This window comes from Actinosynnema sp. NPDC059797 (genome assembly GCF_042732085.1).
Lineage (GTDB): Bacteria > Actinomycetota > Actinomycetes > Mycobacteriales > Pseudonocardiaceae > Actinosynnema.
The window spans coordinates 1-26,970 of sequence record NZ_JBHWIE010000083.1; the positions used below are offsets into that span (position 1 = coordinate 1).

Annotated in this window: 12 protein-coding genes; all 12 read right to left on the minus strand. The window is 76.5% G+C overall.

All coding sequences use genetic code 11. The features are described from left to right. Positions 1-80: 80 nt before the first annotated feature. A complete protein-coding gene (locus ACFV4N_RS20345; RefSeq protein ID WP_499674120.1) occupies positions 81-317 on the minus strand; it encodes a ferredoxin in 237 nt (78 codons plus the stop codon). Next, positions 317-1,537: a cytochrome P450 gene (locus ACFV4N_RS20350; protein ID WP_499674121.1), complete on the minus strand. Its 1,221-nt coding sequence runs from the start codon at positions 1,535-1,537 to the stop codon at positions 317-319. Before ACFV4N_RS20350 ends, ACFV4N_RS20345 begins: the two co-directional genes overlap by 1 nt. 34 nt (positions 1,538-1,571) lie before the next feature. Further along, a complete protein-coding gene (locus ACFV4N_RS20355; protein ID WP_306744717.1) occupies positions 1,572-2,783 on the minus strand; it encodes a cytochrome P450 in 1,212 nt (403 codons plus the stop codon). A 61-nt stretch (positions 2,784-2,844) separates the two neighbouring features. After that, positions 2,845-3,246: a DUF3224 domain-containing protein gene (locus tag ACFV4N_RS20360; RefSeq protein WP_316035366.1), complete on the minus strand. Its 402-nt coding sequence runs from the start codon at positions 3,244-3,246 to the stop codon at positions 2,845-2,847. Positions 3,247-3,272: 26 nt separating this feature from the next. Then, a complete protein-coding gene (locus tag ACFV4N_RS20365) occupies positions 3,273-3,683 on the minus strand; it encodes a nuclear transport factor 2 family protein (protein ID WP_316035367.1) in 411 nt (136 codons plus the stop codon). Positions 3,684-3,729: 46 nt separating this feature from the next. Further along, a complete protein-coding gene (locus tag ACFV4N_RS20370; protein WP_499674122.1) occupies positions 3,730-4,518 on the minus strand; it encodes a thioesterase II family protein in 789 nt (262 codons plus the stop codon). Then, complete coding sequence (locus ACFV4N_RS20375) at positions 4,515-5,786, minus strand: beta-ketoacyl synthase N-terminal-like domain-containing protein (RefSeq protein ID WP_499674123.1); 1,272 nt, start codon at positions 5,784-5,786, stop codon at positions 4,515-4,517. The genes ACFV4N_RS20370 and ACFV4N_RS20375 overlap by 4 nt, the downstream gene beginning before the upstream one ends. Continuing rightward, positions 5,783-6,022, minus strand: coding sequence for a phosphopantetheine-binding protein (locus tag ACFV4N_RS20380; protein ID WP_306744722.1), 240 nt, complete (start codon positions 6,020-6,022; stop codon positions 5,783-5,785). Before ACFV4N_RS20380 ends, ACFV4N_RS20375 begins: the two co-directional genes overlap by 4 nt. Positions 6,023-6,038: 16 nt before the next feature. Then, positions 6,039-7,274 carry a hydroxymethylglutaryl-CoA synthase family protein gene (locus ACFV4N_RS20385; RefSeq protein ID WP_499674124.1) on the minus strand — a complete coding sequence of 412 codons (1,236 nt, stop codon included), beginning with the start codon at positions 7,272-7,274 and terminating at the stop codon, positions 6,039-6,041. After that, positions 7,271-7,519, minus strand: coding sequence for an acyl carrier protein (locus ACFV4N_RS20390; protein ID WP_306744724.1), 249 nt, complete (start codon positions 7,517-7,519; stop codon positions 7,271-7,273). The genes ACFV4N_RS20385 and ACFV4N_RS20390 overlap by 4 nt, the downstream gene beginning before the upstream one ends. After that, entirely contained in the window at positions 7,516-8,439 is a 924-nt protein-coding gene (locus ACFV4N_RS20395; protein WP_499674125.1) for an LnmK family bifunctional acyltransferase/decarboxylase, read from the minus strand. The genes ACFV4N_RS20390 and ACFV4N_RS20395 overlap by 4 nt, the downstream gene beginning before the upstream one ends. Next, positions 8,436-26,957 (minus strand): SDR family NAD(P)-dependent oxidoreductase, encoded by an 18,522-nt coding sequence (locus ACFV4N_RS20400; RefSeq protein WP_499674126.1) that lies wholly within the window; start codon positions 26,955-26,957, stop codon positions 8,436-8,438. The genes ACFV4N_RS20395 and ACFV4N_RS20400 overlap by 4 nt, the downstream gene beginning before the upstream one ends. Positions 26,958-26,970: the final 13 nt, after the last annotated feature.

The window sequence follows — 26,970 nt, forward strand, 5'->3', positions numbered from 1 at the left end:
CTGCCCGCCGACCCGGGCGCCGCGTGCCCGGGGCGGCCTGCCCGCCGACCCGGGCGCCGCGTGCCCGCCGCGTTCCCGGTCTAGTCGGCCGGCGGGTAGACCACGTCACCGGAGCGGGCGTCCACCAGGCCGATCGCCTCGACCGGGCAGGACTCGGCCGCGTCGAGCAGCGCGTCCTCCCGGTCGACCTCCTCGCTCACGACCCGGGCCGGGATGCCCGCGCGCACCTCGAACCGCCCCGGCGCGAGCGCCTGGCAGATGCCCGAGCTGATGCACGAGCCCTGGTCGAGGGACACCTTCCACCTGGTGGTCGTCATCACCACTCCACCGGCAGGCCCTGGAGGCTGTGGATGACGGCGTTCTTGCGCCACGGCAGCTCAGACTCGTCGACCGCGAGGCGCAGCGTCGGGAACCGGGCGAACAGCGACCCCAGGCCGACCTGCATCTCGATGCGGGCGAGCTGCGCGCCGACGCAGTGGTGCGCGCCGTGGCCGAAGCTGGTGTGCGGGCCGGGCGCCCGGGTGATGTCGAAGCGGTCCGGATCGGCCCACACCTCGTCGTCGCGGTTGGCGGAGTTGGTGACGGCGATGACGCCGTCGCCCGCCCGGATGAGCGTGCCGCCGACCTCCACGTCCTCGGTCGCGACCCGCATCAGGCCGCCCGCCGCGCCGCCGGGGATGAACCGCAGCAGCTCCTCCACGGCGGCGGGGACCCGGCTGGGGTCCTCGCGCAGCAGCGCGAGCTGGTCGGGCCGGCCGAGGAGGATCAGCACGGCGTTGGCGAGCCGGTTCGACGTCGTCTCGTAGCCCGCCACGATCAGGCCGCCCGCGAAGGAGACCAGCTCGCGCTCGGTCAGCGCGTCGTTGTCCTGGTGGGCGATGAGCACGCCGAGCAGGTCGTCGCTGGGGTTCGCGCGGCGGGCCTGCACCATCGCCGCGAGGTAGCCGATGAGCGCGTTGCGGGCCGCGACGGCCTCGTCGAGCTTGTCGGCGGTGCTGTGGAACATGGCGTCCGACCAGTGCCGGAACCGCTCGCGGTCCTCGCGCGGCACCCCGAGCAGGTCGCAGATGGTGATGATCGGCAGCTGGGAGGTGTAGAGGCCCACCAGGTCCGCGGGCGGGCCGGCCGCCTCCACCTGCGACAGCAGGTCGTCCACGGTGGCCTGCACGCGGCCGCGCATGGCCTCCATGCGGCGGGCGGTGAACGCGGGCGCGACCAGCCGGCGCAGCCGGGCGTGGTCCGCGCCCTCCTTGCTGACGATGGACTCGGGGTCGCCCTCGACGCCGGGCATCAGGCGCGGTGCGCCGGGCAGGGTCGCGGCGGCGCGGCTGAACCTCGGGTCGGCGAACACCGCGCGCACGTCGGCGAACCTGGTCACCAACCAGGCCGCGTCACCGCTGGGCAGGCGCACCCGCATCACCGGCTGCTCCTCGCGCATCCGCCGGTACTCCGGGGACGGGTCGAGCGCGGAGGTGATCGGGAACGGGAAGGGCGGGTCGGTGGGGGCGGCGGTGGTGGTCGCCTCGGCCTGGGTCATGGCGGTGCTCCTCGGTGCTGCCGGGTACGGGGTGCTACCAGGTGACGGGGAGGCTGTGCACCCCGTGGACGAACATGTCGGTTCGGAAGGGGACCTCGTCGAGGTCGACGGCGAGCCGCAGGCCCGGGGCGCGCTCCGCCAGCGTCGTCCAGAGCAGGCCGAGCTGGAGCCGGGCCAGCAGCTGGCCGAGGCACTGGTGCAGCCCGAACCCGAACGCCAGGTGGCCGCGCACGTCGCGGGTGATGTCGAACCGGTCCGGGTCGGGGTAGACCTCGGCGTCGCGGTTGGCCGAGGACAGGACCACCACGACGCCCTCGCCGGCGCGGATGGTCGTGCCGCCGACGACGACGTCCTCGGTGGCCACGCGGCGCAGGCCGTAGTCGATGACCGTCTGGTGGCGCGCCAGCTCCTCCACCGCGGGGACGACGAGCCCGGGTTCCGCGCGCAGCCGGGCGAACTGGTCGGGGTGGGTCAGCAGCAGCAGCGTGCCGACGCCGATCTGGTTCGCGATGGTCTCGAACCCGGCGATCATCAGCAGGGTGGCGACGCCGACGACCTCGTCGTGGGTCAGGCCGCTGCGGTCCCGGTCACGCGACATCCTGCCCAGCAGGTCGTCGGTCCCGGCGGCGTGCTTGTCGGTGACCAGCCGGTCCAGGTACTCGCGCAGCTCGTCGCGCACGACCTGCCGGGCGGCGGGCGACGCCTCCTGGTCGCCGATGACCGCGGTGCGGTCCTGGAAGAAGCCCCGGTCGTCGTAGGGCACGCCGAGCAGCTCGCAGATCACCAGCGTCGGCAGGGGCAGCGCGAGGGCCTGCACCAGGTCGGCGGGCGACGGGCCGGCCAGCATGGCCGACACCAGGTCGTCGACGATCGTCGTGATGGCCGGGCGCATCTCCTCGACCCGCCGGGGCCGGAACTCCTCCAGCACCGCGCGCCGCAGCCGGGTGTGGTCGGGGGCGTCCATGCGGATGAACGTGCCGGGTCCCGGCGGGCGCACGGTCATCCGGGCGGGGAAGCCGGGGCGGGAGAAGTCGGAGCTGAAGCGGGGGTCGGCCAGCACCGCGCACGCGTCGGCGTGCCGCGTGACCAACCAGACATCGCTGCCGTCGAAGTCCAGGCGCGAGCGGCTGATCGGGGCGTGGGCGCGCAGCTCGGCGTACTCCTCCGCCGGGTGCGTCGGGCGGCTGCGCGGGATGGGGTAGCGCTCGGCCACCACCGGCGCGCCGGGTGCGGGAGCCGGGTCCATGGGTGCCTCTCCTCCACGGGGACGGGCGGGCGTGGCGCGCGACCACGCCCGCCGCGCCCGGTCACTCGAAGTCGTAGTCGAACCGGTAGGCGGCGTTGCCGCTGTCGGAGTGCTTCGCCACGAAGCCGCCCTTGCCGGTCAGGCCGGCCAGCTCCCCGGTGCCGGAGCCCGGCACGACCGTGAACTCGACGGTCGCCTGCTCGCCGTCCAGCTCGCCGGTGTGGTGGAGCACGAACGTGCCCTTGCGGTCGCCGATGCGACCGACCACGTGCTCCAGGCCGACGAACGTCGTGGACTCGTCGCTGCGGTAGGCCATGACGTACTCCTTGAGCCCACTGCCCTCGACGTCGCCCTCGAAGACGTAGCGGATCGTGGAGCGGGTCAGCTTGATCCCGTCCTCCTCGGAGAACGTGGTCTCGTCCCAACTGCGCAGCAACAGGTCACCGGTCGCGGTGAAGCCCATGATGTTCCTCCTACTCGAAGTGCCGGTCAGGGAGCGGAGCCCGCCGTCTCGGTGGATTCGGCCGCCTGGGCGGACTCGGCGAACCAGTTCCGCATGCCGCCCTCGATCCCGGCGACCTGCCGCCAGATCAACCCGTCGCGCAGCACGTAGGCGCCGAAGCCGAGTTCGCGCTCGCCGCGCACGCTCATGTGGGCGCGCACGAAGATGGTGTCCTCGGTGTGGGTGTACTCCAGCAGTTCCTCGTACCTCGCGGCGATGTCCATGTACCGGCCGAAGGTCTCGCGGATCTCGTCGATGCCGTTGAGCACGCCCTGGAAGCGGACCACGACCGCCTCGGGGTGGTAGGTCTCGACGAGACCGGCGATGTCCGCGTTCTGCAGGCACTCGATCTGCCGGGCGAACAGCGGGTGGACTCGGGACAGGTCCAGGTCGGCCACGGTGGGTCCTCCTCGCGCGGTGGGCACCCCCCGACTGCGGGGGCGCTCAGGAGGTTGGCACGCGGTTCCGGGCCCCGTCTGCGCACTGTTGAGCGCTTCGGCCCAGCAGGTCCTCCCGCACGGCCCGCATCAGCGCGGGCGGCGCGCCCCGCAGGTAGAAGTGGTCCCCGGCGAACGTGCGGAGGCTGAACGCGCCGCGCGTGACGTCGCGCCACGCGGCCAGCTCGTCCACGTGCGCCTCCGGGTCGGCGTCGCCGGTCATGGCCGACACCGGGCAGGTCAGCGCCGGTCCGGGCAGCGGGACGTAGGTCTCGTTCAGCTCGAAGTCGGCGCGCAGGGCCGGCACGAACAGCCGCGCCAGGCCGGGTTCCGCGAGCAGTTCGGGAGCGGTGCCGCCGAGGCCGGCGAGGGCGGCCAGGAACGCGGCCTCGGGCAGTTCGTGGCGCGGCCCGTGGCGGGCGGGCAGGTGCGGCGCGCGGCGGCCGGACGCGAACAGCCGGACCGGCGGGACGACGCCCCGCGCCACCAGCGCGCGGGCCGCCTCGTAGGCCACGACCGCGCCGGTGCTGTGCCCGAACAGGGCGTACGGCCGGTCCAGCGCCGGGGCGAGGGCGTCCACCAGTTCGGGCACCAGCGTGGCCATCCGGCGGTGCGCGGGTTCGCGCAGCCGGGACTCGCGGCCCGGCAGCAGCACCGGCCACACCGCGACCTCCGGGCCCAGCGGCTCCCGCCACGGCCGGAACCCGGTCGTGCCGCCGCCCGCGTGGGCGAAGCACAGCAGCAGGACCCGGGCGTCCGCTCCCCCGGCGTCCCGGGGCACCCACGGCGCGGTCACCGGGTCACCTCCGGGTCGGTGATCACCAGGGACGTGGTGACGCCGCCGAACCCGAACCCGTTCGACAGCGCGACCCGCGCCCGCACCTCCTCGGCCCGGTCGCCGGTGTAGCGCAGGCCCGGTTCGACGGGGTCGCGCAGGTTGGGGTTGGGGTGCAGGAAGCCGCCGCGCAGCTGCGCGACCACGGCCACCGCCTCCAGCACCCCGGCGGCGTGCAGGCAGTGCCCCGTCAGCGCCTTGGTGGCGTTGACGCGCGGCCCGTCGCCGAACACGCGCAGCAGGGTCCCGGCCTCGGTGCGGTCGCCCAGCGGGGTGCCGGTGGCGTGGGCGTTGACGTAGTCGACGTCCGCCGGGTCGAGGCCCGCCGCCTTGAGCGCGGCGGTCACCACCTCCACCTGGCCGTCCGCGCTCGGGTGGGCGAGGCTCGTGCCCGCCATGCGCGCCGCGTGCCCGGCCAGGGCGGCCAGTGCGGGCGCGCCCCTGCGCGCGGCGGACCCGGGCCGCTCCAGGACCACGGCCGCGCACGCCTGGCCGGGCACGAACCCGCGGTGCCCGCGGTCGAACGGCCGGCACAGCGCCGCCGGGTCCGCCCCCTCGTCCAGGGCGGCCACCGCGCCGAGGTTGACCAGGGCCTGTCGCTCCAGCCGGGACGGGTCCGCCACCGGCCCCACGACGAGCACCGCGTCGGCCGCGTCGCAGGCGAGCAGCCGGGACGCGGTGATCAGGGCGACGTTCCCGCTGGCGGACGCCCCGCCGGCGGTCAGCCCCTCGCCGCGCAGCGCGAACACCTCGGTGAGCACGCCGAGCAGGTCGGTGTCCATCAGGTGCAGGGCGGCCCGACCGGGGACGAACGCCGGGTCGGCGGCCAGCTTGCGCGCCACGTCGTCGGCGTAGCCACCGGTCAGGTTGTGCCCGGCGACCACGACGGCGACCCGGTCGGCGGGCAGCGGGGCGCGGTCCAGGGCCGCTTCCCGCCACGCCTGCGCGACCGTGGCCACCGCGGCCCGGACACCCGGCGGAGCGCGGTGGGCGGCCCGCCGCGCCCGGTCCCGCACGCCGTCGTCGGCGTGCGCCGCGACCAGCGCGGCGGCCAGGTCGAACGGCGGCAGGGGCGCGCCCGCGCGGGGGCCGTCGAGGTCGTCCACGACCCGCACCGCTCCGCGCGCGCCCGCGCGCATCCGGTCGGCGAAGGTCGGCACGTCGTCGGCGACCGCGCAGCGCACCCCCGTGCCGGTGATCACCGGGACGGGGGTGCCGGGAGGGGTCATACCCGCTCCGCCAGCAGGTCGACCAGCGAGCGGATGTCGGACACGTGCTGGAAGTCCATCACCGGCACGACCACGTTCAGGCGCTCCATGGTCATGGTGACGACCTCGGCCCGGTCGATGCTGTTCGCGCCCAGGTCGGACATCGCCGCGTCGATGGTGACGCGCTCGCGCGGGATGTCCGGCACCACGGTGAGCAGGTTGTCCCGCACCACCGCGAAGATCTCGTCGTGGGTCATGGTGTCCCTCCGGGGGTCAGCGCCACTCGTACTGGCGGTGGTAGTCCTCGACGTGGCTGAGCACGAGCATCGGCTCGCGGCCGGGGACGCGGTCCAGGTACTCGTCCCACCGGGCCAGGTCGACCTCGCGGTCGCGCACCGGCACCAGGCAGCGCAGCGTCTCCTTGAGCAGCAGGTCGTACTCGGCGAAGGTCAGCTCGACCCGCGCGTCCAGGCGTTCGGCGATGCGGCCCGCGCGCACGGTGGCCGCCGCGCGCGGGTCGGTGACGCCGCTGAAGAACTCGGCCGAGCAGCCGGAGCCGTAGGAGTACAGGCCCAGCCGGACGCCGCCGCCGAGCGCGGCGTTGTCGATGGCGCTGGCCAGGCCGAGGTAGACCGAGCCGGAGCACAGGTTGCCCACGCGGCTCGCGTACGCCGTCGCGGGCCGCAGCCTGCGCTCGAAGTCGGCCTCGACCTCCGCCGGCGCGGCGCGGCGCAGGTCGCGCATCATCTTGCGGTGCGCGGCCTTGACCAGCCCGACGAACGGCGTGTGCATGACGAGGTGGTCGAAGGTGTCGACGAAGTCGGCGTCCTCCACCTTGTCGGCGTAGTCGGCGAAGCTGTTGGCCAGGCAGTCGAGGTAGGCGAACAGGGACCGGTCGACGTCGGCGATGTCGAACTCCGGCGTCGGGCGGGCGGAGTCCAGCGTCTCGTAGCTGTGGTTGCCGAACGCGCCGAGGTCCATCGCCAGCACGGCCGGGTCGTCGCCGAGCAGCACGGCCGCCGCGCCGTGGCCGGTGGCGGGTTCGGCGTACTCGGCGCGGGCGTCGACCAGGGCCACGTCCGTGGCGATCACCAGCGCCTTCGCCCCGGGCGACACGCCGGAGGCGAGGTAGCCCACGGCGAGCTGCACGGCGGCCGTCGCGGCGTAGCACGCCTGCTTGACCTCCACCACCCGGCACCTCGGCGAGAGCCCGAGGTGCCGGTGCACGTACGAGGCCACCGACTTGCTGAGGTCCACACCGGACTCGGTCGAGGTGACCAGCAGCTCGATCCGGTCGCGCTCGGCGGGGTCGAGCGCGTCCACGACCGGCTTGGCGGCGTTGACGGCGTTGGTGACCGGGTCCTCCACCGGCAGGCCGATGGAGCGCTCGGACATCATCAGGTTCGCCAGCCGCGCGGGGTCGAGCCCCCGGCCCCGGAACAGCTCGGGCACCGGGATGGACGCGACCCCGAGGTAGGCGTTGACCGCCTCGATCCCGTAGGCGCTCACACCGGCCTCCGCGCCAGCAGCCGGTCGACCAGGGCGTCGAGGTCGGGCAGGCCGCTGAAGTCCGACATGGGGGCGACGACGCCGAGCCGGTCCATGGCCTCGACCACGATCTCCACCCGGTCCACCGAGTCCGCGCCCAGCTCCTTGAGGGTGGTGGCGGCGGCCACCCGGGCCGGGTCGGCCGCCGGCAGGATCACCGAGATCACCTCGCGCACCACGCGCTCCACCTCCGGCCGGCCGCTCACGCCGCACCCCACGTCAGCTCCTGGCAGGCCACGGCCACCACCGCGCCGTTCTCCCTGTCACGCAGGACCACGTCCACCACCTCGTCCGTCAGCCCGCCGGGGGAACCGGTCAGCGACGACGACACCTCGGCGGAGAGGACGGTGTCGGCGTCGACGTTGCTCAGGTAGCACAGCCGCCGGGTGCGGGTCCGCCGCGCGAGGAACGCGGCGCCCGGGCGGCCGGCGGAGCGCCACGCCGCCAGCAGCGCACCGTCGACGATCGAGAAGTAGGCGGCGAAGTACACCAGGCCCACGCCGTTGAGGTCGCGGGTCGGGTCGATGCGGTAGTCGGTGGTGAACCCGGTGAACCCGGGCTCACCGGAGGTCGGCGCGTCCCGCAGGGTCAGGTGCTGCCGGGCCTGGGCGCAGGCCAGCCGCGGCGAGTGCTCGCGGGGCAGCTCCGGCAGGTGCGCGGTGGTGAACCCCGGCGGCGAGGCGCGGACCAGGCCGCGGTTGCTGCCGGGCGCGGAGCGGGAGACCCAGCGGTTGAAGTTCAGCGCGTACAGGCAGTCGGGGCGGCGGTCCTCGAAGAACTCGGCGGGCTCCAAGGTCGGGTCCGCCGCGCCCGCGCTGCCGGCCGGGGCGACGCGGTGCAGCGTCGCGACCGACTCGGCCCCGCAGGCGAACACGGCGGTGCGCACGTCGATCCGGTCGCCGAAGGTGAAGCCGGCCGGGTCCGCGCCCCGCACGTCGAACAGCTGGAACGCCAGGTACGTCGGCTCGCCGTCGGCGTTGCGCGCGGTGAGCGCGTCGACGCCGCACGCGTCGCCGACCGCGTTCCACGTCCAGTCGCCGAGCCGGCCGACGAACAGCGAGTTGGCGCCGCACATGGCCGGGCTGAGCACGAACTCCTGCGTGGTGGTGGTCGTCCCGGTGCTCATCGCGCACCCCCGGCGGTGGTCGCCCCGGTGGCGGACCGCTCGGTGGCCGACCGCTCGGCGAGGAACCCGTCCAGCAGGGCGTTGAACCGGTCGGCCGCCGTCAGGCTCGGGAAGTGCCCCGCGTCGGGGAACTCGTGGAAGCGGACGTCGGGCAGGGTGCCGTGCAGCAGGTGCCCGGTCTTGAGCGGGATGACCGTGTCCAGCGCGCCGTGCACCTGGAGCACCGGCACGTCCAGCTCCGGCAGGTGCGGCAGCAGGCCGGGGTCGGTGGCGAACTCGTCCAGGTAGCGCAGGCCGGTGTGGGTGCTCATGCTCTCGCAGCGCAGCAGCATCCGCTGCAACCCGGCCCGGTCGACGGTCACGCCGTTGCGCTCCAGGCGCCGGAAGTCCTCGTCGGCGACCAGGCTGAGCCGGTTCATCTCCCCGGCGCGGTTGCCCACCCGGTAGGAGCTGCCGATCAGGGTGAGCGACGCCGTGCGCGCCCGGTGGCGCAGCGCGAACGCCATCGCCACGATGCCGCCGAACGACGCGCCCGCCACGTGCACCGGTCCGACGACGCCCAGGGCGTCGAGCGTGCGCGCGAACAGGTCCGCCAGGCCGTCGACCGAGATGTCGGTGGCCTCGGTCGTCGCGCCCACACCGGAGTGGTGCACGGCCAGCACGCGGTACCGGTCGGCCAGCGCGGCGAACTGGGGGCCGAAGAAGCCCGCCCCGATGTTGAACGGGTGCATCAGCAGCAGCGTCTCGCCAGAGCCGGCGGTGAACGCCTCGACCTCGCCCGAGCCGACCCGGACCAGCACGCGGCGCACGTCCGGCCGGTAGCCGGTGAGCACGGCGAAGTTCTCGTCCAGGGGGCGGTGCCCCTCGTCCATCGCCTCCCGCACGTCGTCGGGCAGCCGGTCGGCCGGGTAGTAGGCGGCGTCCGCCGCGCCGGTGACGCCCGCGTCCGCCGCGCGCACCAGCGCCGGGGGCGTCGTGCCGGAGCGCGCCAGCGCGGCCAGCCGCGCCCCCGCCTCGGCTGCCTGCGCGGTGGTCGTGCCGACGGGGACGGCCAACCGGATCAGCGAGTCGCCGTCGAGGTGCGGGGCGGCGCGGACGCCGGTGGCCCGGAAGACCCACGCCAGGGCGGACGCCACCGGGTGCTCCAGCCCGGCGGCGCCGGGGAGCCGGGCCGCGTCGAGCAGCACGGCGTGCCCGCCCGCCGGTCCCACCACCGGCAGGCCGGCGTCAACCAACGCCTGCCACAGGACGCGCACGGCCGACATCCGCTCCAGCACGGCCCGCTCCGCGCCGGCGGTGTCCGCCAGCGCGGCCGTCATCAGCCGCCGGGTGGCCAGGCCGGCCTCGACGCCGCGCAGCGCGACCTGCTCGCGCAGGGTCGCGGCGAGTTCGTCGTCGTCGGTGAGCACGAGCCCGCCCGAGGTGACGCCGTAGTCCTTGGACATCCCGATCGTCACGGCGCGCGCGCCGGCGAGCAGTTCGGCCAGGACGTCCACCAGCGGGCGGTCCGGGTCGCGCAGCTCGTGCTCGCGGACGAACGCCGCGTTCTCCAGGCCGCGCGTGGCGTCGAGGACCAGCGGCACGCCGTGCCGGTCGGAGACCTCCCGCACCCCGCGCAGGTTGGCCAGCGACACCGGGTGCCCGCCGCGGGCGTTGGTGCTCAGCTCCACGCACACGAACGACACGCGGCCGCGCCTCGCGGCGAGGACGCGATCCAGTTCGACGAGGTCCAGGTCGCCCAGGAACGGCTCGGCCGCCACCGGGTCGTTGCGGACCCGCACCGGGGTGAAGCCGTGGTCGAGCTGGCTGACCGCCCAGGTGGGGAACAGCGCGTTCTGCACGACGTCGCCCCGGCGTCCGGGCCAGGCGCGGCAGAGCAGGGACTCGGCCGACCGGCCCGAGCCGGTGGGGACGACGCAGCGGTGCGGCAGCGGCGTGGTGACGCCGAACGCCCCGGAGGCGAGGTCGACGGCGGCGGTCACGGCTTGGGCGGCGGTGGCGAGGCGGGCGGAGTGCGCCCGCACGTGCGGGGTGTCCAGCTCGGTCCAGGAGTCCGTGGTGAAGTCGAACTCCACGTCGCCGGCGGGGATGCGCAGCGGGTTGTGGCCCGCCCTGGACAGGGCCTTGTCCCGGCGCGCGACGTCGCCGTCGGACGAGGTGGGGCGCGGTGCGCCGGCCGGGGCCGGGGCACGGGTGGGCGCCGGGGTGGGTGCCGGGGCACGGGTAGGTGCCGGGGCACGGGTGGGCGCCGGGGCACGGGTAGGTGCCGGGGCACGGGTAGGTGCCGGGGCACGGGTAGGTGCCGGGGCACGGGTGGGCGCCGGGGCACGGGTGGGCGCCGGGGTGGGTGCCGGTTCCGGGGCCTCTCGGTCCTGCGCGGTGATGGCCGGCGGGTTGGCGATCATCAGGATGATCGACGCGACGTCGGCGGGCGGCTGGTCCGCCGGCTGGCAGAGGTAGACCGGGTGGTTCGTGGTCTGGAACTTGTTCTTGAAGCGGAAGTTGCCCTCACCGGTGAACACGCCCAGGGAGCGCAGCTCGGCCAGGCCGCGCTCGACGTCCGGGTCGGCGTTGGGCGAGCCGGTGATGCGGACGCCGAAGGTCCCGCCGAAGCTGAACGAGGTGTCACCCTCGGCGGCCAGCCTGCGGATGATCTCCACGATCGTGTGCTCCAGGCAGCCGCGCGGGGTGCTCTCCCGGTAGAACTCCAGGTCGAGCAGGTGCGCCCGCTCCGACGGGATGCGCGTGACGATGACCGCGCTCTGGAGCACGCCGTCGAGCCGGGTGAGGAACGCGCGGTGGCGCGGGCCGAGGACGCCCCGGCCGATCTCGTCGCGCACCGTGCGCACGTACGGGTTGACCATGTCCTTCTGGGCGGCCCAGTCGCCGATCAGCTCGGCGACGGCCGCGTCGGTGGCGGGGTCCGAGCCCACCGCGTACTCGACCACCTCGGCCTTGCCGGCCCGCTCGAACCGGTTGACCTGGTTGCGCAGCTTGCGCGCCTTCGGGCCGTTGACGTCGAACTCCGACAGGTCCTCGATGCGCTGCACCGCGCCGAACGGGGTCGCCGACAGCGGGCGGCCACCGGCCTCGGCCATCGGCGACATGGCCAGGAAGGCGGGCTTGGCGCCCTGGGCCGCGGCGTGGGCCAGCCACTCCCCCGCCAGCTCCGGCAGGTACTCGGCGCTGCCGACGTAGCTCCACGCGAACAGCACGCCACCGCGCCGGGAGAAGTGGAAGTAGCCCTCGCGCCGGGAGCCGAGGAAGATCAGCGGCGCGATGTCGCGACCCGGCAGGCCGCCCTCCTTCGCGTGGGCGAGGTCGAGCCGCCGGACCAGGTCGGCCAGCTCGGGCCGGTCGTCCAGCTCGCGCTTGCCGACCACCAGCTCACCGCCGGCGACGGCGTCGCTCACCGCGCTCGGCTCGGCCCGCTCGGTGCCCGCGATCAGCTCGGCGACCCCTTCGCCGAACACCTCGTCGAGGTGGGCCGCGAGGCGGGCCGGGGTCGGGTGGTCCAGCAGCAGCGTCTTGCGCAGCGCGCCGAGGCCGCGTTCCAGGGCGGCGACGACCCGCAGCAGGTCGAACGACGTGAAGCCGCTGTCCTCGAAACCGGCGTCCGGCGTGACCCGGTGCCCCACGGTGTCGGCGATGAACTCGACCAGCGCGTCGACGGTGGAGCGGGTGGGCGAGACCGGTGCGGGTGCCGCTGCCGGGGTGGGGCCGGTGGTGACCAGGGGCGCCACGAACGCCGTGAGCGCGTCGACGGTGTCGTGGTCGTACAGCTCGACGGCCTTGAGGTCGAGGGCGAAGGTCGAGTTGATCAGCCGCACCAGGTCCATGCGGTAGATGGAGTCCAGGCCCAGCTCGCCGAACGGCCGGTCGGGCTCGATCTCGGCGGCGGGGGTGCCGAGGATGTTCGACAGCTCGTCGGTGACCAGCCGGGCGACACGGGCGGCCGGGTCCGGGACGGGCGCCGCGGGCTGTCCGACCGGCGGAGCGGGCGCGGTGACGGGCTGCGCGGGCGGGGCGGACGACGCGGGTGCCGCAAGCGGTGCGGGCTGCGCGGGCGGGGCGGTCGCGACCGGTCCGGACGCCGCGCCCGGCCGCGACAGCTTGATCTTGGGGCGCGGCGGCGCGGACTTCGCGGCTGGGCGCACGGTGGCCTCCTCTGTGGTCGGTGGCGCGGCCGTCGGTGGCACGGCAGCGGGTGGCACGGCTGCGGGTGGCACGGCGGGTGCCTCGATCTCGGTGTCGAACCAGTGCCGGTCGTCGGCGAACTCCGTGCCGGGCAGCGGGACGCGGCGCGGGGCCGGGCCGGGACGGCAGGCCGCCCAGTCCACCTCCGCACCCCGCACCCACGCGCGGCCCAGCTCGTCGGGCGGTGATCCCGGCTCGGCGGGCTCCTGGCCTCGCCGCGCCCGGCCCCGGTGCACGCGGTCGTCGTCCAGGTCGCGCAGGAGCGCGATCAACTCCTCTCGGTCCGCCGCGACGAACGCGGCGCGTTCGGGCAGGGCGTCCCGGCCGGTCTGGAGGACGTGCGCGACGGTGGCCGGGGCGACCCCGGTGCGCTCGACGTGGTCGGCCAGCGCCCGCGCGGTGCGGCGCAGCGCCTCCTCCGTCGTGGCGGACAGCGGGAACACGGCCGGGCCGGTCGGGACCGGCAGGTCGGGCGCGGTCGGCGCGGACTCGACGACCACGTGGGCGTTGGCGCCGCCGAAGCCGAACGAGCTGACCCCGGCCCGGCGGACCGGCACGTCCGACCAGTCCACCGGCTCGGTGGCGAGCCGCAGCGGCGTGCCCTCCAGCCGGACGAGCGGGTTGACCTCGGCGACGTGCAGGGTCGCGGGCACCACGCCGCGCGACACCGCGAGCAGCGCCTTCACCAGGCCCGCCGCGCCGGCCGCCGCCTCCAGGTGGCCGATGTTGGACTTCACCGACCCCACGACGACGTGGGGCGCGTGCGCGGGCGGCAGGCCGTGGTCGGCGTAGAGGGTGTCGAAGGCCCTCTTCAGCCCTTCGACCTCCACCGGGTCGCCCAGCGCGGTGCCGGTGCCGTGCGCCTCCACGTAGCCGACGGTGCGCGGGTCGACGCCGGCGGCGCGGTGGGCGCGCACCACGACCTGGGCCTGAGCCTCCGGGTTGGGCGCGGTGAGCGACGCCGCCCGGCCGCCGTGGTTGACCGCCGAGCCGGTGACGACCCCGTACACGTGGTCGCCGTCCGCGAGGGCCGCGCGCAGCGGTTTGAGCAGCAGCACGCCGCAGCCCTCGCCCCGCACGTAGCCGTCCGCGCCGGCGGCGAACGCCTGGCACGCCCCGCTGGGGCTGAGCATCCCGGACTGGGTGAACGCGCTGAACAGCCCGGGGCTGAGCAGGGCGTTCACCCCGCCCGCGAGGGCCAGGTCGCACTCGCCCGCCCTCAGCGCGGCGACGGCCCGGTGCACGGCGACCAGGGAACCCGAGCACGCGGTGTCGACGGCTTCGCTGGGTCCGCGCAGGTTGAGCAGGTAGGACACGCGGTTGGCCAGCACGGAGTGGGCGATGCCGGTGGCGGTGTGCGCGCGCACCGGGACGTCGTGCCCCCGGAGCAGGTCGTCGTAGTCGGACGTGGACACCGCCGCGAACAGGCCGGTGGCCGTGCCCGCCAGCGAGGACGGGCGGTACCCGGCGTTCTCGACCGCGCGCCACGCGGTCTGGAGGAACAGCCGCTGCTGCGGGTCCATCAGCGCCGCCTCGCGCGGGGCGATGCCGAACAGCCGGGCGTCGAACCGGTCCACGTGGTCGAGGAACCCGCCGCGGACGTCCGCGGTGCGCTCGTCGGCCAGCAGGTCGGCGCGGTCGTCGGGCACCGGTCCCACCAGGTGGCGGCCCGCGAGCAGGTTGCGCCAGAACGACTCCAGGTCGGGGGACCCCGGGAACACGCCGGCCATGCCGACGACGGCGATCCCGTCCGGGTGCGCGGTCGGTCCCGGTCCCGGTCCCGGTCCCGCGTCCGGGCCCGGTTCCGGGTCTGGCTCGTTCCCGGCCGGCGGGCCGGGTTCGGCCGACGGCTCGCGCACGGGTCCGGTGGACGTGGCGGCGGCGATCTCGGCCCGGTGCTCGCGGTCGAGGTGCGCGGCCAGCGCGCCCAGGGTGGGGTGCTCGAACAGCACGGTCGGCAGCAGGTCGAGGCCGTAGCGCTCGTTGAGCCGGTTGACCAGCTCGGTGAGCGTGATCGAGTCGAAGCCCTGCTCCAGCAGCTCCGCGTCCAGCTCGACGTCGTCCGGTTCGACCAGCAGGAAGTCCGCGGCCAGCGCCCGGAGGTCGGCGGTCACGACCGACGCGACCGACGCGACCGGGTCGCCGCCGGCCGGGGCCTCCCGGGACGCGCGGTCGTGCCCGGTGGTACCGGTGGTACCGGTCGACACGGTCACCCTGGTGACCCCGCCGGCCACCGCGCGGTCGAACGCGGCCAGGGCGGCGTCGGTGGGCAGCGGGCGGAGCCCCCAGCGCCGCCGCAGCAGTTCCTCGGTGGCCGCGTCGACGGTCATCCCGCCGTCGGCCCACAGGGACCAGCCGATCGACACGGTGCGGCCCGCGCGGAGCCCCGCCGCGCGGCGCTGGTCGCGCTGCTCGGCGAAGGCGTCCAGGAACGCGTTGGCGTAGGCGTAGTCGGCCTGGCCCGGGTTGCCGGTCCCGGCGACCACCGAGGAGAACAGCGCGAAGAAGTCCAGCGGCTGGTCCGCGGTCGCCTCGTCCAGGGCGAGCGTCCCCGCCACCTTGGGCCGCAGCACGGCGGCCAGGTCGGCGGCGGTCTTCACGACCAGCCGGGAGTCCCGCCGCACACCGGCGGCGTGCACGACGCCGCGCAGCGGGCCGACCCGCTCCACCAGCGCGCGCAGGGCGGCCGGGTCGGCGACGTCGACCGCCTCGTGGGTCGCGCCGGGGATGGCCGCCACGAGCGCCCGCCGCCGGTCGTCGAGCGCGGAGCGTCCGACCAGGACGACGGTCCCGCCGCGCCGGGCGAGGTGGCGGGCGACGTGCAGGCCGACCGCGCCCGCGCCGCCCGTCACCAGGTAGGTGCCGCCGGTCGTCGGGGTGGTCGGGGCACCGGGCTCCCACGCGGTCGTCGACCTGACCAGGCGCTGCCCGCCGGCGTGCCGCACCTCGGCCACGCCGGGCTCGCACGAGAGCAGTTCCGCGGCGGTCGTGTCGGCCAGGTCGGCGGCCGGGGACGCCGCCCGCGCGCCCTCGAAGCCCACCACGGCGGCCCGGAGGCCGGAGTGCTCCAGCGCGGCGGTGCGCAGCGCGCCGGCCGCGGCCTCGTCGTGGGGGCGGGCGTGCGCGGTGGACGCCGAGTAGGTGTAGAGCGCCCGCACCGGTCGGGGACCGCCCTCGGCGAGGACGGCGGCGGTGAGCCAGAGGAACGGGGCGAAGCCGTGGCCGACCTCGTGCGCCACCTCGGCGGCGGACGCCGGCGCCGCACCGGGGTCCCAGCACCGCACCACGGCGTCGGGCAGCATCCCCCGGACCGCCAGCTCGCGCACCACCAGCCCGTACTGGGCCTGTTCGCCGGCGACGACCTCGTGGGTGCGGTGGTCGACCCAGCCGTGCAGGACCCCCGGCACGACCACGACGCAGCGGACGCCGTCGCGCTCCAGTCGGTCCGCCACGGCCTCGCCGGTCCCGGCGTCCGAGGCCAGCAGGACGGCGGTCGCGGGCGCGTCGCCGCCGGGGGCGGTCGCGGCCGGCCGCCAGACCGGTGTGGTGTACGAGCACTCGTCGGTGGTGCCGACCGCCCTGATCTCCAGCCCGCGCAACGACACCAGCGGCCCGCCGCCGGCGGTGGTCAGGTCCGCGTCGTACCGCTCGCGCGGACCGGGCTCGCCCACGCGGGTCACGTGGACCTCGCACGGCCCGGCGAGCGCGCCGTGGACGGCCAGTTCGGCCAGCGCCACCGGGACGCGGACCGACGACCCGCCGCACGCCGCGGCCACCGCCTGGAGCGCGCCGTCGAGCAGGGACGCGTCCACGTCGGACCGGGGCGCCACCCTGGGGCTGAGCCGCGCCCAGGCCACGCCGTCGCCGGTGCGCAGCTCGTCCACCACCCGCAGCCCCGGGCCGTGGACCAGGCCGGCGGCGGCCATGCCGGCGTAGAAGGCGGTGACGTCCGCGGTGGTGGTGCAGCGGTCCGCGACCGACACCGGCGGGTGGACCGGGGCCGGGTCGTCGGACAGCACGCCCGAGGCGAGGACGGTGCCGGCCACGCGCACCGCGAAGCGGGTCCCGCCGTCGGTCGGGGTGAGGTCGACCGGCACCGGTCCCGTCAGGTCGTCCACGAGCACCGGCGCGTTCCACCGCAGGTCGCGCAGGACGGCAGTGGGGTGCCGGTGGCGGGCCGACTCGACGACGGCCGCGGCGGGCAGCCAGCGCGCACCGCCGACCCGGTGGTCGGCCAGGTGCTCGGGCACGCCCAGCGGGGGCCGGTCGGCAGCGGGCCGGACCGGGGCGGCCCCGGGCGCGGCGGTTCCGGGCTCGGCGACTGCGGGATCGGCGACGCCGGATCGGGCGGTTCCGGGCTCGGCGGTGACCGGTCCCGGTGCCCAGTAGCGGTTGCGGTGGTCGAACGGGTAGGTGGGCAGGGCCACCACGCGGGGCAGCGGGTCGCGCCAGCGGGCGCGCCAGTCCACCTCCGCGCCGGTGACCCAGGCGGTGGCGGTGGTGGCGGGTGACGCGTCCGGCGGCACGACGGCGTCCGTGCGGGCGGCGGTGCCCGACGCGACCGCCGGGTGCCCCGCGCCGTCGGCGAACGCCCGCAGCGCGTCGACCAGGTCGGGCAGGTCCGTCGCCCGCACGGCGACCCGCGCGGACATCTCCCGCCTGCCCAGCTGGGTGGTCCGGGCGACCCGCGCCAGGGCGACGTCGCCGCCGGCGAGGTGGTCGGCGACCCGGCGGGACAGGACGCGGAGCCGGTCGTGGTCGCGCGCGGACAGCACCACGAGGTGCTCGCCCCCGACCCCGTCCCCGGCACCGGGCCCGGGGTCGACGTGCTCGGCCACGTGCTCCTCCAGGACGATGTGGACGTTGGCGCCGCCCGCGCCGAACGAGCTGACCCCGGCGCGGCGGGGGCGGCCGACCGGTTCGGGCCACGGCGCGGCCTCCCGCTGCACGCGCAGCGGCGAGTCCCGGAAGTCGATCTTCGGGTTGAGCCGCGCGAGGTTCGCGGCGGGCACGAGGGTGCGGTGCCGCAGCTGGAGCAGCACCTTGGTCAGGCCCGCGATGCCCGCGGCGCCCTCCAGGTGCCCCAGGTTGGCCTTCACCGAACCGAGGGCGCACTCGTGCCCCTCGGCGCGGCCGAGCGCCCGGTTGAGCGCGGCGACCTCGATCGGGTCGCCGAGCTGCGTGCCGGTGCCGTGCGCCTCGACGTAGTCCACGGTGGCCGGGTCCACGTCGGCGCGGCGCAGCGCCTCGGCGATCAGCGCCGCCTGGGCGGTCGGGTTGGGGACGGTGTAGCCGCTGGTCTTCCCTCCCGCGTTGGCGAAACCGCCCCGGATGACCGCCCACACGTCGTCGCCGTCGGCCAGCGCGTCCGCAAGCGGCTTGAGCAGCACCGCGCCGACGCCCTCACCGGGCACGTACCCGTCGGCGTCGGCGTCGAACGCGCGGCAGCCGTCACCGCCGGCGAGCATGGTCATGCCGGACAGGGCCACCAGGTGCGCGGGGTGCAGCACCAGGTTGACCCCGCCCGCGACGGCCTGCCGGCACTCGCCCCGGCGCAGGCTCTCGCACGCCAGGTGCACGGCCGTGAGCGAGGACGAGCACGCCGAGTCCACGGCCAGGCTCGGGCCGGTCAGGTCGAAGGTGTAGGACACCCGGTTGGCGATGGACCAGTACGCCGAGTGCGCCGCCGGGAACTCGCCCCTGGGCCACCCGTCGGCCGCCGCGAGCTTGCCGTAGGACCCGTACATCACGCCGACGAACACGCCGGTCTCGCGGACCGCGCCGTGCCGGCCGAGGTGGCCGGTGCTCTCCAGCAGGTTCCAGCAGGTCTCCAGGAACAGCCGCTCCTGCGGGTCGAGGGCCGCCGCCTCCCGGGGCAGCACCCCGAACAGCGGGGCGTCGAAGGCGTCGATGTCGTCGAGGAACCCGGCCCACCGGCCGCGGCTGCGGTTCGGGACGCCGGGCCGGGGGTCGAAGTGGGCGCGCCAGTCCCACCGGTCGGCGGGCACCTCGGTCACGCAGTTGGCCCCGGCGAGCAGGTTGGTCCAGAGCGCGTCGAGGTCCGGTGACCGCGGGTACCGGCCGCTGACGCCGATGACGGCGATGTCGCCCTCCCGGGACCCCACCACGGCCACCGGGCCGTGCCCGACCACCGGATCGGGCCCGGTCGCGGGAGCGGGCCCGGCGACCGGGTCGGGGGCTTCGGCGGGGACCGGGGCCTCGGCCTGCTTCGCGGCGAACGCGTCGGCCAGCCGGGCGGCCAGGCCCTCGATCGTCACGTGCTCGAACAGCAGGGTCGCGGGCAGCTCGCCCAGGTCCGCGGAGAACCGGCGCAGGATCTCGGCGCCGTTGAGCGAGTCCACGCCGTAGTTCTCGAACGTCTCGCGGTCGCCGAACGCCGACTCGGGCAGCTTCAGCACGTCCGCGAACACCGAGCGCACGTAGTCCCGCACCGCCCGGTCGGCGGAGGGCAGGGCGAGCCCGTACTCCGCGAACCGGCCGACGTCGGCCTTGAGCACCAGCGCCTGCCGCACGCCGGAGGCCAGCAGCGCCCGCAGGACGGCGAACCCCTCGTCCGGGGAGATCGAGCCGACGCCCAGCGCCGCGAACCGGCGCGCGTGCGCCTCGTCCGCCACCGCGCCGACCCCGCCCCAGTAGCCCCAGTTGACGACGGTCGCGCCGGCCGCCGCCGCGACGGCGTCCAGCGCGGTGCTGCCCGCCGCGTAGTTGGCCTGCCCCGGGGGGCGGACGAACGACGCGGCGGAGGAGAACACCACCCGCACGTCCAGGTCCTCGTCGGCGACGGCGTCCAGCAGCGCGGTCGCGCCGGCCAGCTTGGGCGCCAGCACCTCGGCGAACGCCTCGTCCGCCATCGTCGCGAGCGGACCGTCGCGCCACACGCCCGCGGCGTGCACGACGCCGTCCAGGCCGCCGAAGCGCTCCTTCGCCGCGCGGACCGCCCAGCGCGCCGACTCCGGGTCGGTCACGTCGGCGCTCAGGTAGAGCACCTGGCCGCCGGCGGCGGACACCCGCGCGGCGCGTTCGCCGATGGCGGCGTCGGAGGGGCGGCGGCCCACCCACACCAGGTTGGCCCGGTGCTCGCGGGCCAGGTGCCCGCTCAGCGCCAGGCCCAGGCCGCCCGCGCCGCCCGTGATCAGGTAGGTGCCGCCGTCGGCGAACACCGGTCGGGCGGGGGCGGGCTGCGCGAGGGGCGCGAACCGGCGCACGAGCCGCTGCCCGTCGCGCCAGGCCACCAGCGGCTCGGCCAGGTCCTCGGCGACGACCAGGGCCGCCGCCCGCGCCGGGTCGGCGACGGTCGGGTGGGCGGGCAGGTCGACGCAGCCGATCCGCCAGCCCGGGTGCTCGGCCCCGGCGGCACGCGCCAGGCCGATGAGTGCGGCGATCCCGGGCCGCACCGGGTCGCCGTCGCGCACGGCCACCGCGCCGGCGAGGACGACCCGCACCTCCAGGGTCGGCCTGGTGCGCGCCAGCGCGCGCAGCAGCCGGAACACCGCCGGCGCGACGTCTTGGCCGGTCGTGCCGGCGGCCACCACGTACACCAGGTCGGCGGCGGGCTCGGCGGTGTCGAGCGCGGGCAGGCGGACGTCGTCGCCCGCGTGCTCGGCGGCCAGGGCGGCGGCGAGCGCCTCGCAGCCCCGGGCGGCGTGGACGGCGACGACCCGGCGCGGGCCGACGACGCGCACCGGCGCCGGCGCGGGGGTCCACCGCGGCACGTAGACCGGGACCGCGGGGGCCGCTCCCCGGTGCGGGCGCAGCGCGAGGCCGGCGAACGAGACGAGCACCCGCCCGTCCGCGTCGCACAGGCGCACGTCGAACCGGTCCTCGCCGCTCGCGCGGACCGCGTGGGCGTGCGTCGGGGTGCCGTCGTCGGCGTGCACGACCACCTCGTCCGCGCTGTGCGGCACCAGCGGCGTCGGGCGCTCCCCCACCAGCGCGGCGACGGTCTGCAACGCGCCGTCCAGCACGCGCGGGTCGGGTCGGTGCCCGTCCGGTTCGCGGGGCGCGAGGGTGGCCAGCACCTCGTCGGCACCGGCCCTCAGGTCGGTGACCACCCGGAACCCGGGGCCGTAGCGCAGGCCGGCGCGGTCGAAGGCCGAGTACAGGTCGGCGGGCGGCACGGAGCGGGCGCACCGGGCGCGGGCGGCGACGAGGTCCACGCGCTCCGGCTCGCCGCCGGTGGCGAGCCGGCCCGTCGCGCACGGCTCGCCGCCGTCCGGCGCCAGGTCGAACCCCGTCCCGTCGACGGTCAGGGTCGCGGTGGTGGGCCGGTCGACGGCCAGGGGCCGCAGCCAGGTCACGTCGCGCAGCCGCAGCGGTCCGGTGAGCCCGGCGCGGCGCGCGGCGGTCACGGCCAGGGCGACGGTGGCCGTGCCGGGCAGCACGGGGGTGCCGGACAGCACGTGGTCGGCGACGAGCGGGGCGTCGGGTGCCAGGGCCAGGCTCACCGGTCCGGCGGGTCCCGGCGCGGCGGGCGGCACCTCGACCGGCGCGGCGGCCGGCGCGGCGGGGACCGGGACCGCGGGGGTTGCGATCCAGTGCCGGTCGCGGGCGAAGGGGTAGCCCGGCAGGGACACGGGCCGGCCCGGCAGGTCCGCGAACACCGCGGCCAGGTCGCCTTCGCCGCGCTGCCAGTCGCGGGCGACCCGGTCGAGGTCGGTGTCGCCGCGCACCGGTTCCGCGCCGGACAGGAGCCGGTCGAGCTGGGCGCGCAGGTCTGCCAGGTCCCGGGCGACGAACGCGACGCGGTGCCGGAAGTGCGCCCGGCGCACGGCGAGGGTGTGCGCGACGTCGGTCAGGTCACCGCCGCCGAGCACGCCCGAGTGGATCATGCCGTCCGGGGCGAGCGCGGCCCGCAGGTCGGCGATCCGGGCACGCAGCGCCTCCGCCGTCCGGGCGGACAGGGCCACCACGGCGCGCTCGGGCCTCGGCCGGGGGTCGGCCGGGGCGGGCGGGGCTTCCTGGAGCACGAGGTGGCAGTTGGTGCCGCTGAAGCCGAAGCTGCTGACCACGCCCGTGCGGACGCCGCTCGGTCCCGGGTACCAGTGCGCCCGGTCGGGCAGGACGCGCAGCGGTCCCCCGGTCAGGTCGGCGTCCGGGTTGGGCTCGGTGAAGTGCGGTGACGGCGGCAGTTCGCCGTTGCGCAGCGCCAGCACGACCTTCACCAGGCTGGTGATGCCGGCGGCCAGGGTGGTGTGGCCGACGTTGGCCTTGACCGAGCCGAGGACGGCCGGCGAGCGCCGCCCGCCCAGCACCTCGGTGAGGGCCTTGACCTCGATGGGGTCGCCCAGGGCGGTGCCGGTGCCGTGGGCCTCGACGTAGTCGACGTCCTCGGCGGAGATGCCCGCGCGGGCGTGGACCGCGCGCAGCAGGGACGCCTGCGACGTCGCGCTCGGGGCGGTGATGCCGTTGGTGCGGCCGTCGCCGTTGACGCCCCCGGCGCGGATGACCGCGTGGACGCGGTCACCGTCGGCGAGCGCGCGGTCCAGGCGCTTGAGCACCACGGCGGCGCACGCCTCGCCGAGCACGATGCCGTCGGCGGAGGCGTCGAACGGCGCGCTGCGGCCGGTGGGCGACAGCATCCCGGTCTTGCCGGTCCACACGTGCATGCGGGGCGTGTTCATCACGGCCACACCGCCCGCGACGGCCGTGTCGCACTCGCCGGCGCGCAGGCTGTCGCACGCCAGGTGCACCGCGACCAGCGACGACGAGCAGGCCGTGTCCACCGCGATCGTCGGACCGGTCAGGTTCAGGTGGTAGGCGATGCGGGCGGGCAGGATGGACGCGGCGCTGCCCAGGAAGCTCTGGCCGGTGTCGTCCCGGCCCGCCTCCTCGACCAGCCGCAGGTAGTCGCCCGCGCCCGCGCCGACGAACACGCCGCACCGGCCGCCGCCGACCTGCCCGGCGTCCTCCAGGGCCGACCAGGCGGTCATCAGGAACAGCCGCTGCTGCGGGTCGACCAGCTCGGCCTCGGCGGGCGAGAGCTGGAAGAACGCCGCGTCGAACAGGTCCACGTCGGACAACATCGCGGCCCAGCGGCTGTTCGTGGTGCCCGCGCGCAGGCGGTCGGGGTGGTAGACCGCGTCCACGTCCCACCGCTCGCGCGGCACCTCGCGGACGCTGTCGCGCCCGGAGACCAGGTTGTGCCAGAACGTCGGCACGTCGGCGGCGTCCGGGAAGCGGCCGGACACCCCGATCACCGCGATCGCGTCGTCGGGGTGCGGCCCCGCGCCCGCACGAGCGGGTTCGGACTCGTCGCCCTCCCCGCCCAGGGGGCTCCGCTCGGCGCGCACCCGACGACCGCGCGGCGCGGCCAGGGTGAGCGGCGCGGCGGCGGGTCGCGAGGGTGCGCTCAGCACGACCTGCGGAGGGTGGGACGCGACCCGGTCGCCGCTCACGGGCGCGGGCCCCCGGGACCGGTCCTGCTGGGCGGGCTCGGCCGGCTGCCGGCCGGGCGCCAGGGCGGCGTCGAGCAGTGCGCGGGAGCGGGCGGCGACCTCCAGGACGTGGTCGGTCAGCCGCGCGACGTCCGGGTGGTCGTAGACGGTCACGGAGTCCAGGTCCAGCCCGAACCGCTCGTTGACGGCCCGGACCAGGGTGACCGCGCCGATGGAGTCCACGCCCAGCTCGTTGAACGTGCGGGTGGGGTCGAGTTCGTGGCGGTCCACGAAGAGCTGCGCGCACAGCGCCTCCTCGATCACCCCGACCACCTCGGCGCGGGTCGGCGCGGGCGGACCGGCGGGCACGGGGGCGGGGGCCGCCACCCGCTCGACCGGCGCGGTGACCGGCGCGGTGACCACGGGCGCGGTGGGGATCGGTGCGGCGTACACCGGCGCGGGCGCGGCCTGCGCGGGAGTCGGCGCGGACGCGGCGGGGGCGGGGGTGCCGTTCCGGCGGAAGGCGTCCGCCTTGCCCTGGTGGGCGCGCACCCGTTCCAGCGACTCCGCCCCGAGCACCCGCTCGTGCAGCTCCACCTCGCGGCGCACCACGCCGGACAGCTCGGCCAGCACCCGGCCCGCCAGCTCCTCCTTGAGCGCGACGACGGCGGCACGCGGCTGGGCGGCGATCGACCGCGCGAGCTCCAGCGCGGCGGGCAGCACGTCGGCCGCGTCGTGGACCACCACGTGCGCGCCCCGCCGCTCCAGCTCGGCCCCGGACAGCGTCCGCGCGCCGAAGAACATCTCCGCCGCCGTGGACGCGCCGAACCGGCGCTGGAGCGCCTGGGTAGCCCCGACCCCGGGGGTGAACCCGAACTTGAGGAAGTTGGCCGCGTACCCGGCTTCCCGGGCGAGCAGCACCACGTCCGCGTGCAGGCCGAACGCCAGTCCGCCGCCGGCGGCGTGGCCGTCCATCGCGGCGATCACCGGCAGGGGGCAGCGCGGCAGCCCCTCGTAGACGAACGGCGCGTCGGTGAAGCGGCCGTTGCCGTCCGCGAGGTCGGCCAGCCCCTCGGGGGTGCCACCCATGCAGAACACGCCGTCCGAGCCGGTGAGGACGACCACCTTCAGGTCGGTGCGCGCCGCGACCGCGGCGAAGGTCGCCTCCAGCGCGGCCAGCAGCTCGGGGGTGAACATGTTGTGCCCGCCGCGCATGGTGACGAGGGCGATGCCCTCGGCGGGGACGCGCAGTTCGACGGGGGACGCGGAGGTCGGCACCGTGTTCTCCTCGTGGTTCGGTGCGGCGGACGGCGGTGCGGAGCGCCACCGGCCCACCCAGTGGGCCTGCTCGCGGAACGGGTAGGTGGGCAGCGGGACGCGGCGGGCGCCCGGTTCGGCGCAGCGGTCCCACGGGACGTCGGCCCCGGCCACCCAGGCGGCGGCCAGCGCGGTGAGGTCGCCGGCCCGGTGCAGGTCGAGGCAGGTCCGCGCGTCGGGCGCGGTCTCGGGGTCGGCCGTGCCCCACGCGCACCCGGCGGACGGGGCGGCCCCGTCGAGGTGGCGCCGCAGGCCGGCGCGCAGTTCGTCGGCGTCTGCGGCCACCACGGCGAGCCTGGCGCGCAACGGGGTGCGCCCCGTCGCGAGGGTGTGGGCGATGTCGCGCAGCGCCGGCCGGGTGCCGCCGCCCGCCGGTCCCGACCGCGCCGCGACGAGGGCGGCGAGGTGGGCGGGGGACGCGCCCGGTCCGGCGGTGACCGGCAGCGGCGCGCCGAGCACGTCGTCGCAGCGGCGGGCCAGTTCGAGCAGCATCGGCAGGTCGAAGCCCAGGTCGGTCAACGGCTCCGCCGGGTCGATCCGGTCGACGGGCACGTCGAGCAGCGCCGCGATCCGGTCCAGCAGCGTGGGGAGCACGTGGTCCGCGGCCGGCCGGGGCCGGCCGTCCAGCGCGTGCAGGAGGTCTTCCGCGCGGCGGCGCAGCGCCTCCTCGTCCCGCGCGGACAGCACGAACAGCCGGGTGGCCGGGGTGTCCGGCAGGGCCGCCGACCGGGGCGGTTCCTCCACGACGAGGTGGCTGTTCGCGCCGCCCGCGCCGAACGCGCTGATGCCGGCGCGCAGGACGTCGCCGCCGACCGGCAGCCAGGGGCGTGCGTCCCGCTGCACCGCGAACGGCGAGCCGGCCAGCCTCAGGTGCGGGTTCGGCTCGTCGGCGTGCAGGGAGGGCACGAGGGTGCGGTGCTTCATCTGGAGCAGCACCTTGGTGAGCCCGGCGATCCCGGCCGCCGCCTCCAGGTGGCCGATGTTGGACTTGACCGAGCCGATCGCCACCGAGGCCGCCGGGAGGTCGGTCCCGAACGCGGCGCGCAACCCGTCCAGCTCGATCGGGTCGCCCAGGGACGTGCCGGTGCCGTGCGCCTCGACGTAGCCGACGGTCGCCGGGTCCACCCCCGCGCCGGTCAGGGCGCGGCGGATCAGGGCGGTCTGCGCGGTGGGGCTGGGCACGGTGAACCCGCCGGTGCGACCGGTGTGGTTGAGCGCCGTGCCGCGGATGACGCCGTGCACGTGGTCGCCGTCGGCCAGCGCCCGGGACAGGGGTTTGAGCAGGACCACGCCCACGCCCTCACCTGGCACGTAGCCCGCCGCGCCCGCGCCGAAGCTGCGGCAGCGCCCGTCCGGGGACAGGAACTGCCCCTGCGACAGCTGGAGGTACTTCTGCGGGTGGACGGTGGTGTTGACGCCGCCCGCGAAGGCCAGTTCGCACTCGCCGCGCCGGATCGCCTGCACCGCCAGGTGGAGGGCGGTCAGCGACGACGAGCACGCGGTGTCCACGGACAGGCTGGGGCCGGTCAGGTCCAGCACGTGGGAGACGCGGTTCGCGACCGAGGCGTGCATGGCGACGGGTGCGACGCCGGCGTCCTGGTACAGCTGGTAGTGGCTCCACGTCACCCCGGCGAACACGCCGACGTCGCGGCCGTTCAGCACCTGGCCCGCGTCCTCCATGGCCTGCCAGCAGGTCGTGAGGAAGAGGCGTTCCTGCGGGTCCATCCGCTCGGCGTCGCGCCGCGAGATGCCGAAGAAGGCGTGGTCGAACCGGTCGACGCCGTCCAGGAAACCGCCCCAGCGGCTGTAGGTGCGCCCGTCGAGGCCGGGGCGCGGGTCGAAGTGGGCGTCGTGGTCCCAGCGCTCGGCGGGCACCTCGACCACGCTGTCCACGCCGTCGAGCAGGTTGCGCCAGAACGCGTCCAGGTCGGGGGCCTGCGGGTAGCGGCCGGCCAGCCCGATCACCGCGATCGCGCCGTCGTCCACGACCTCCGGCGCCCGCTCCACCCGGGCCTCGCCGACGCGGGCCGGCTCGACGCGGGCCGGCTCGACGCGGGCCGGCTCGGCGGGCGGCGGGACCAGGTCGTCGATCCGCGCCGGGTCGCCGTGGACGACGACCGCCACGCCGTCGGGACCGCTCAGCAGCCGGTCGAGCACGGCGAGGCCGTCCGCGGTGGGCATCGGCGCGGTGCCCTGCACGTCCCACACGCGGCGCAGGGCGGCCTCGGGCAGGCGCATCCCGCCCTCGGCCCACATGGGCCACCCGATCGCCACGCTCGCCCCGGCCCGGTCGGACCGCTCGGCCCGGCGGCGGGCGAAGTCCTCCAGCGCGCCGTTGGCGTAGGCGTAGTCGCTCTGCCCGGCGTTGCCGATCGCGGCCGTGAGCGACGACGCCACCGCGAAGAAGTCGAGGGGCGCGTCGCCGATCGCCTGGTCCAGGTGGACGGCCCCGAGCAGCTTCGGCTCGACCACGGCGCGCAGGTCCCCCGGCCCCTTGCGGGCGAACAGCCCGTCGCGGGTCACGCCGGCGAGGTGCAGCACCCCGTCGATCCGCCCGAAGCGGGCGCGGGCGGCGGCCACGGCGGACGCGGTGGACGCCGCGTCGGTCAGGTCCGCGCCGAGG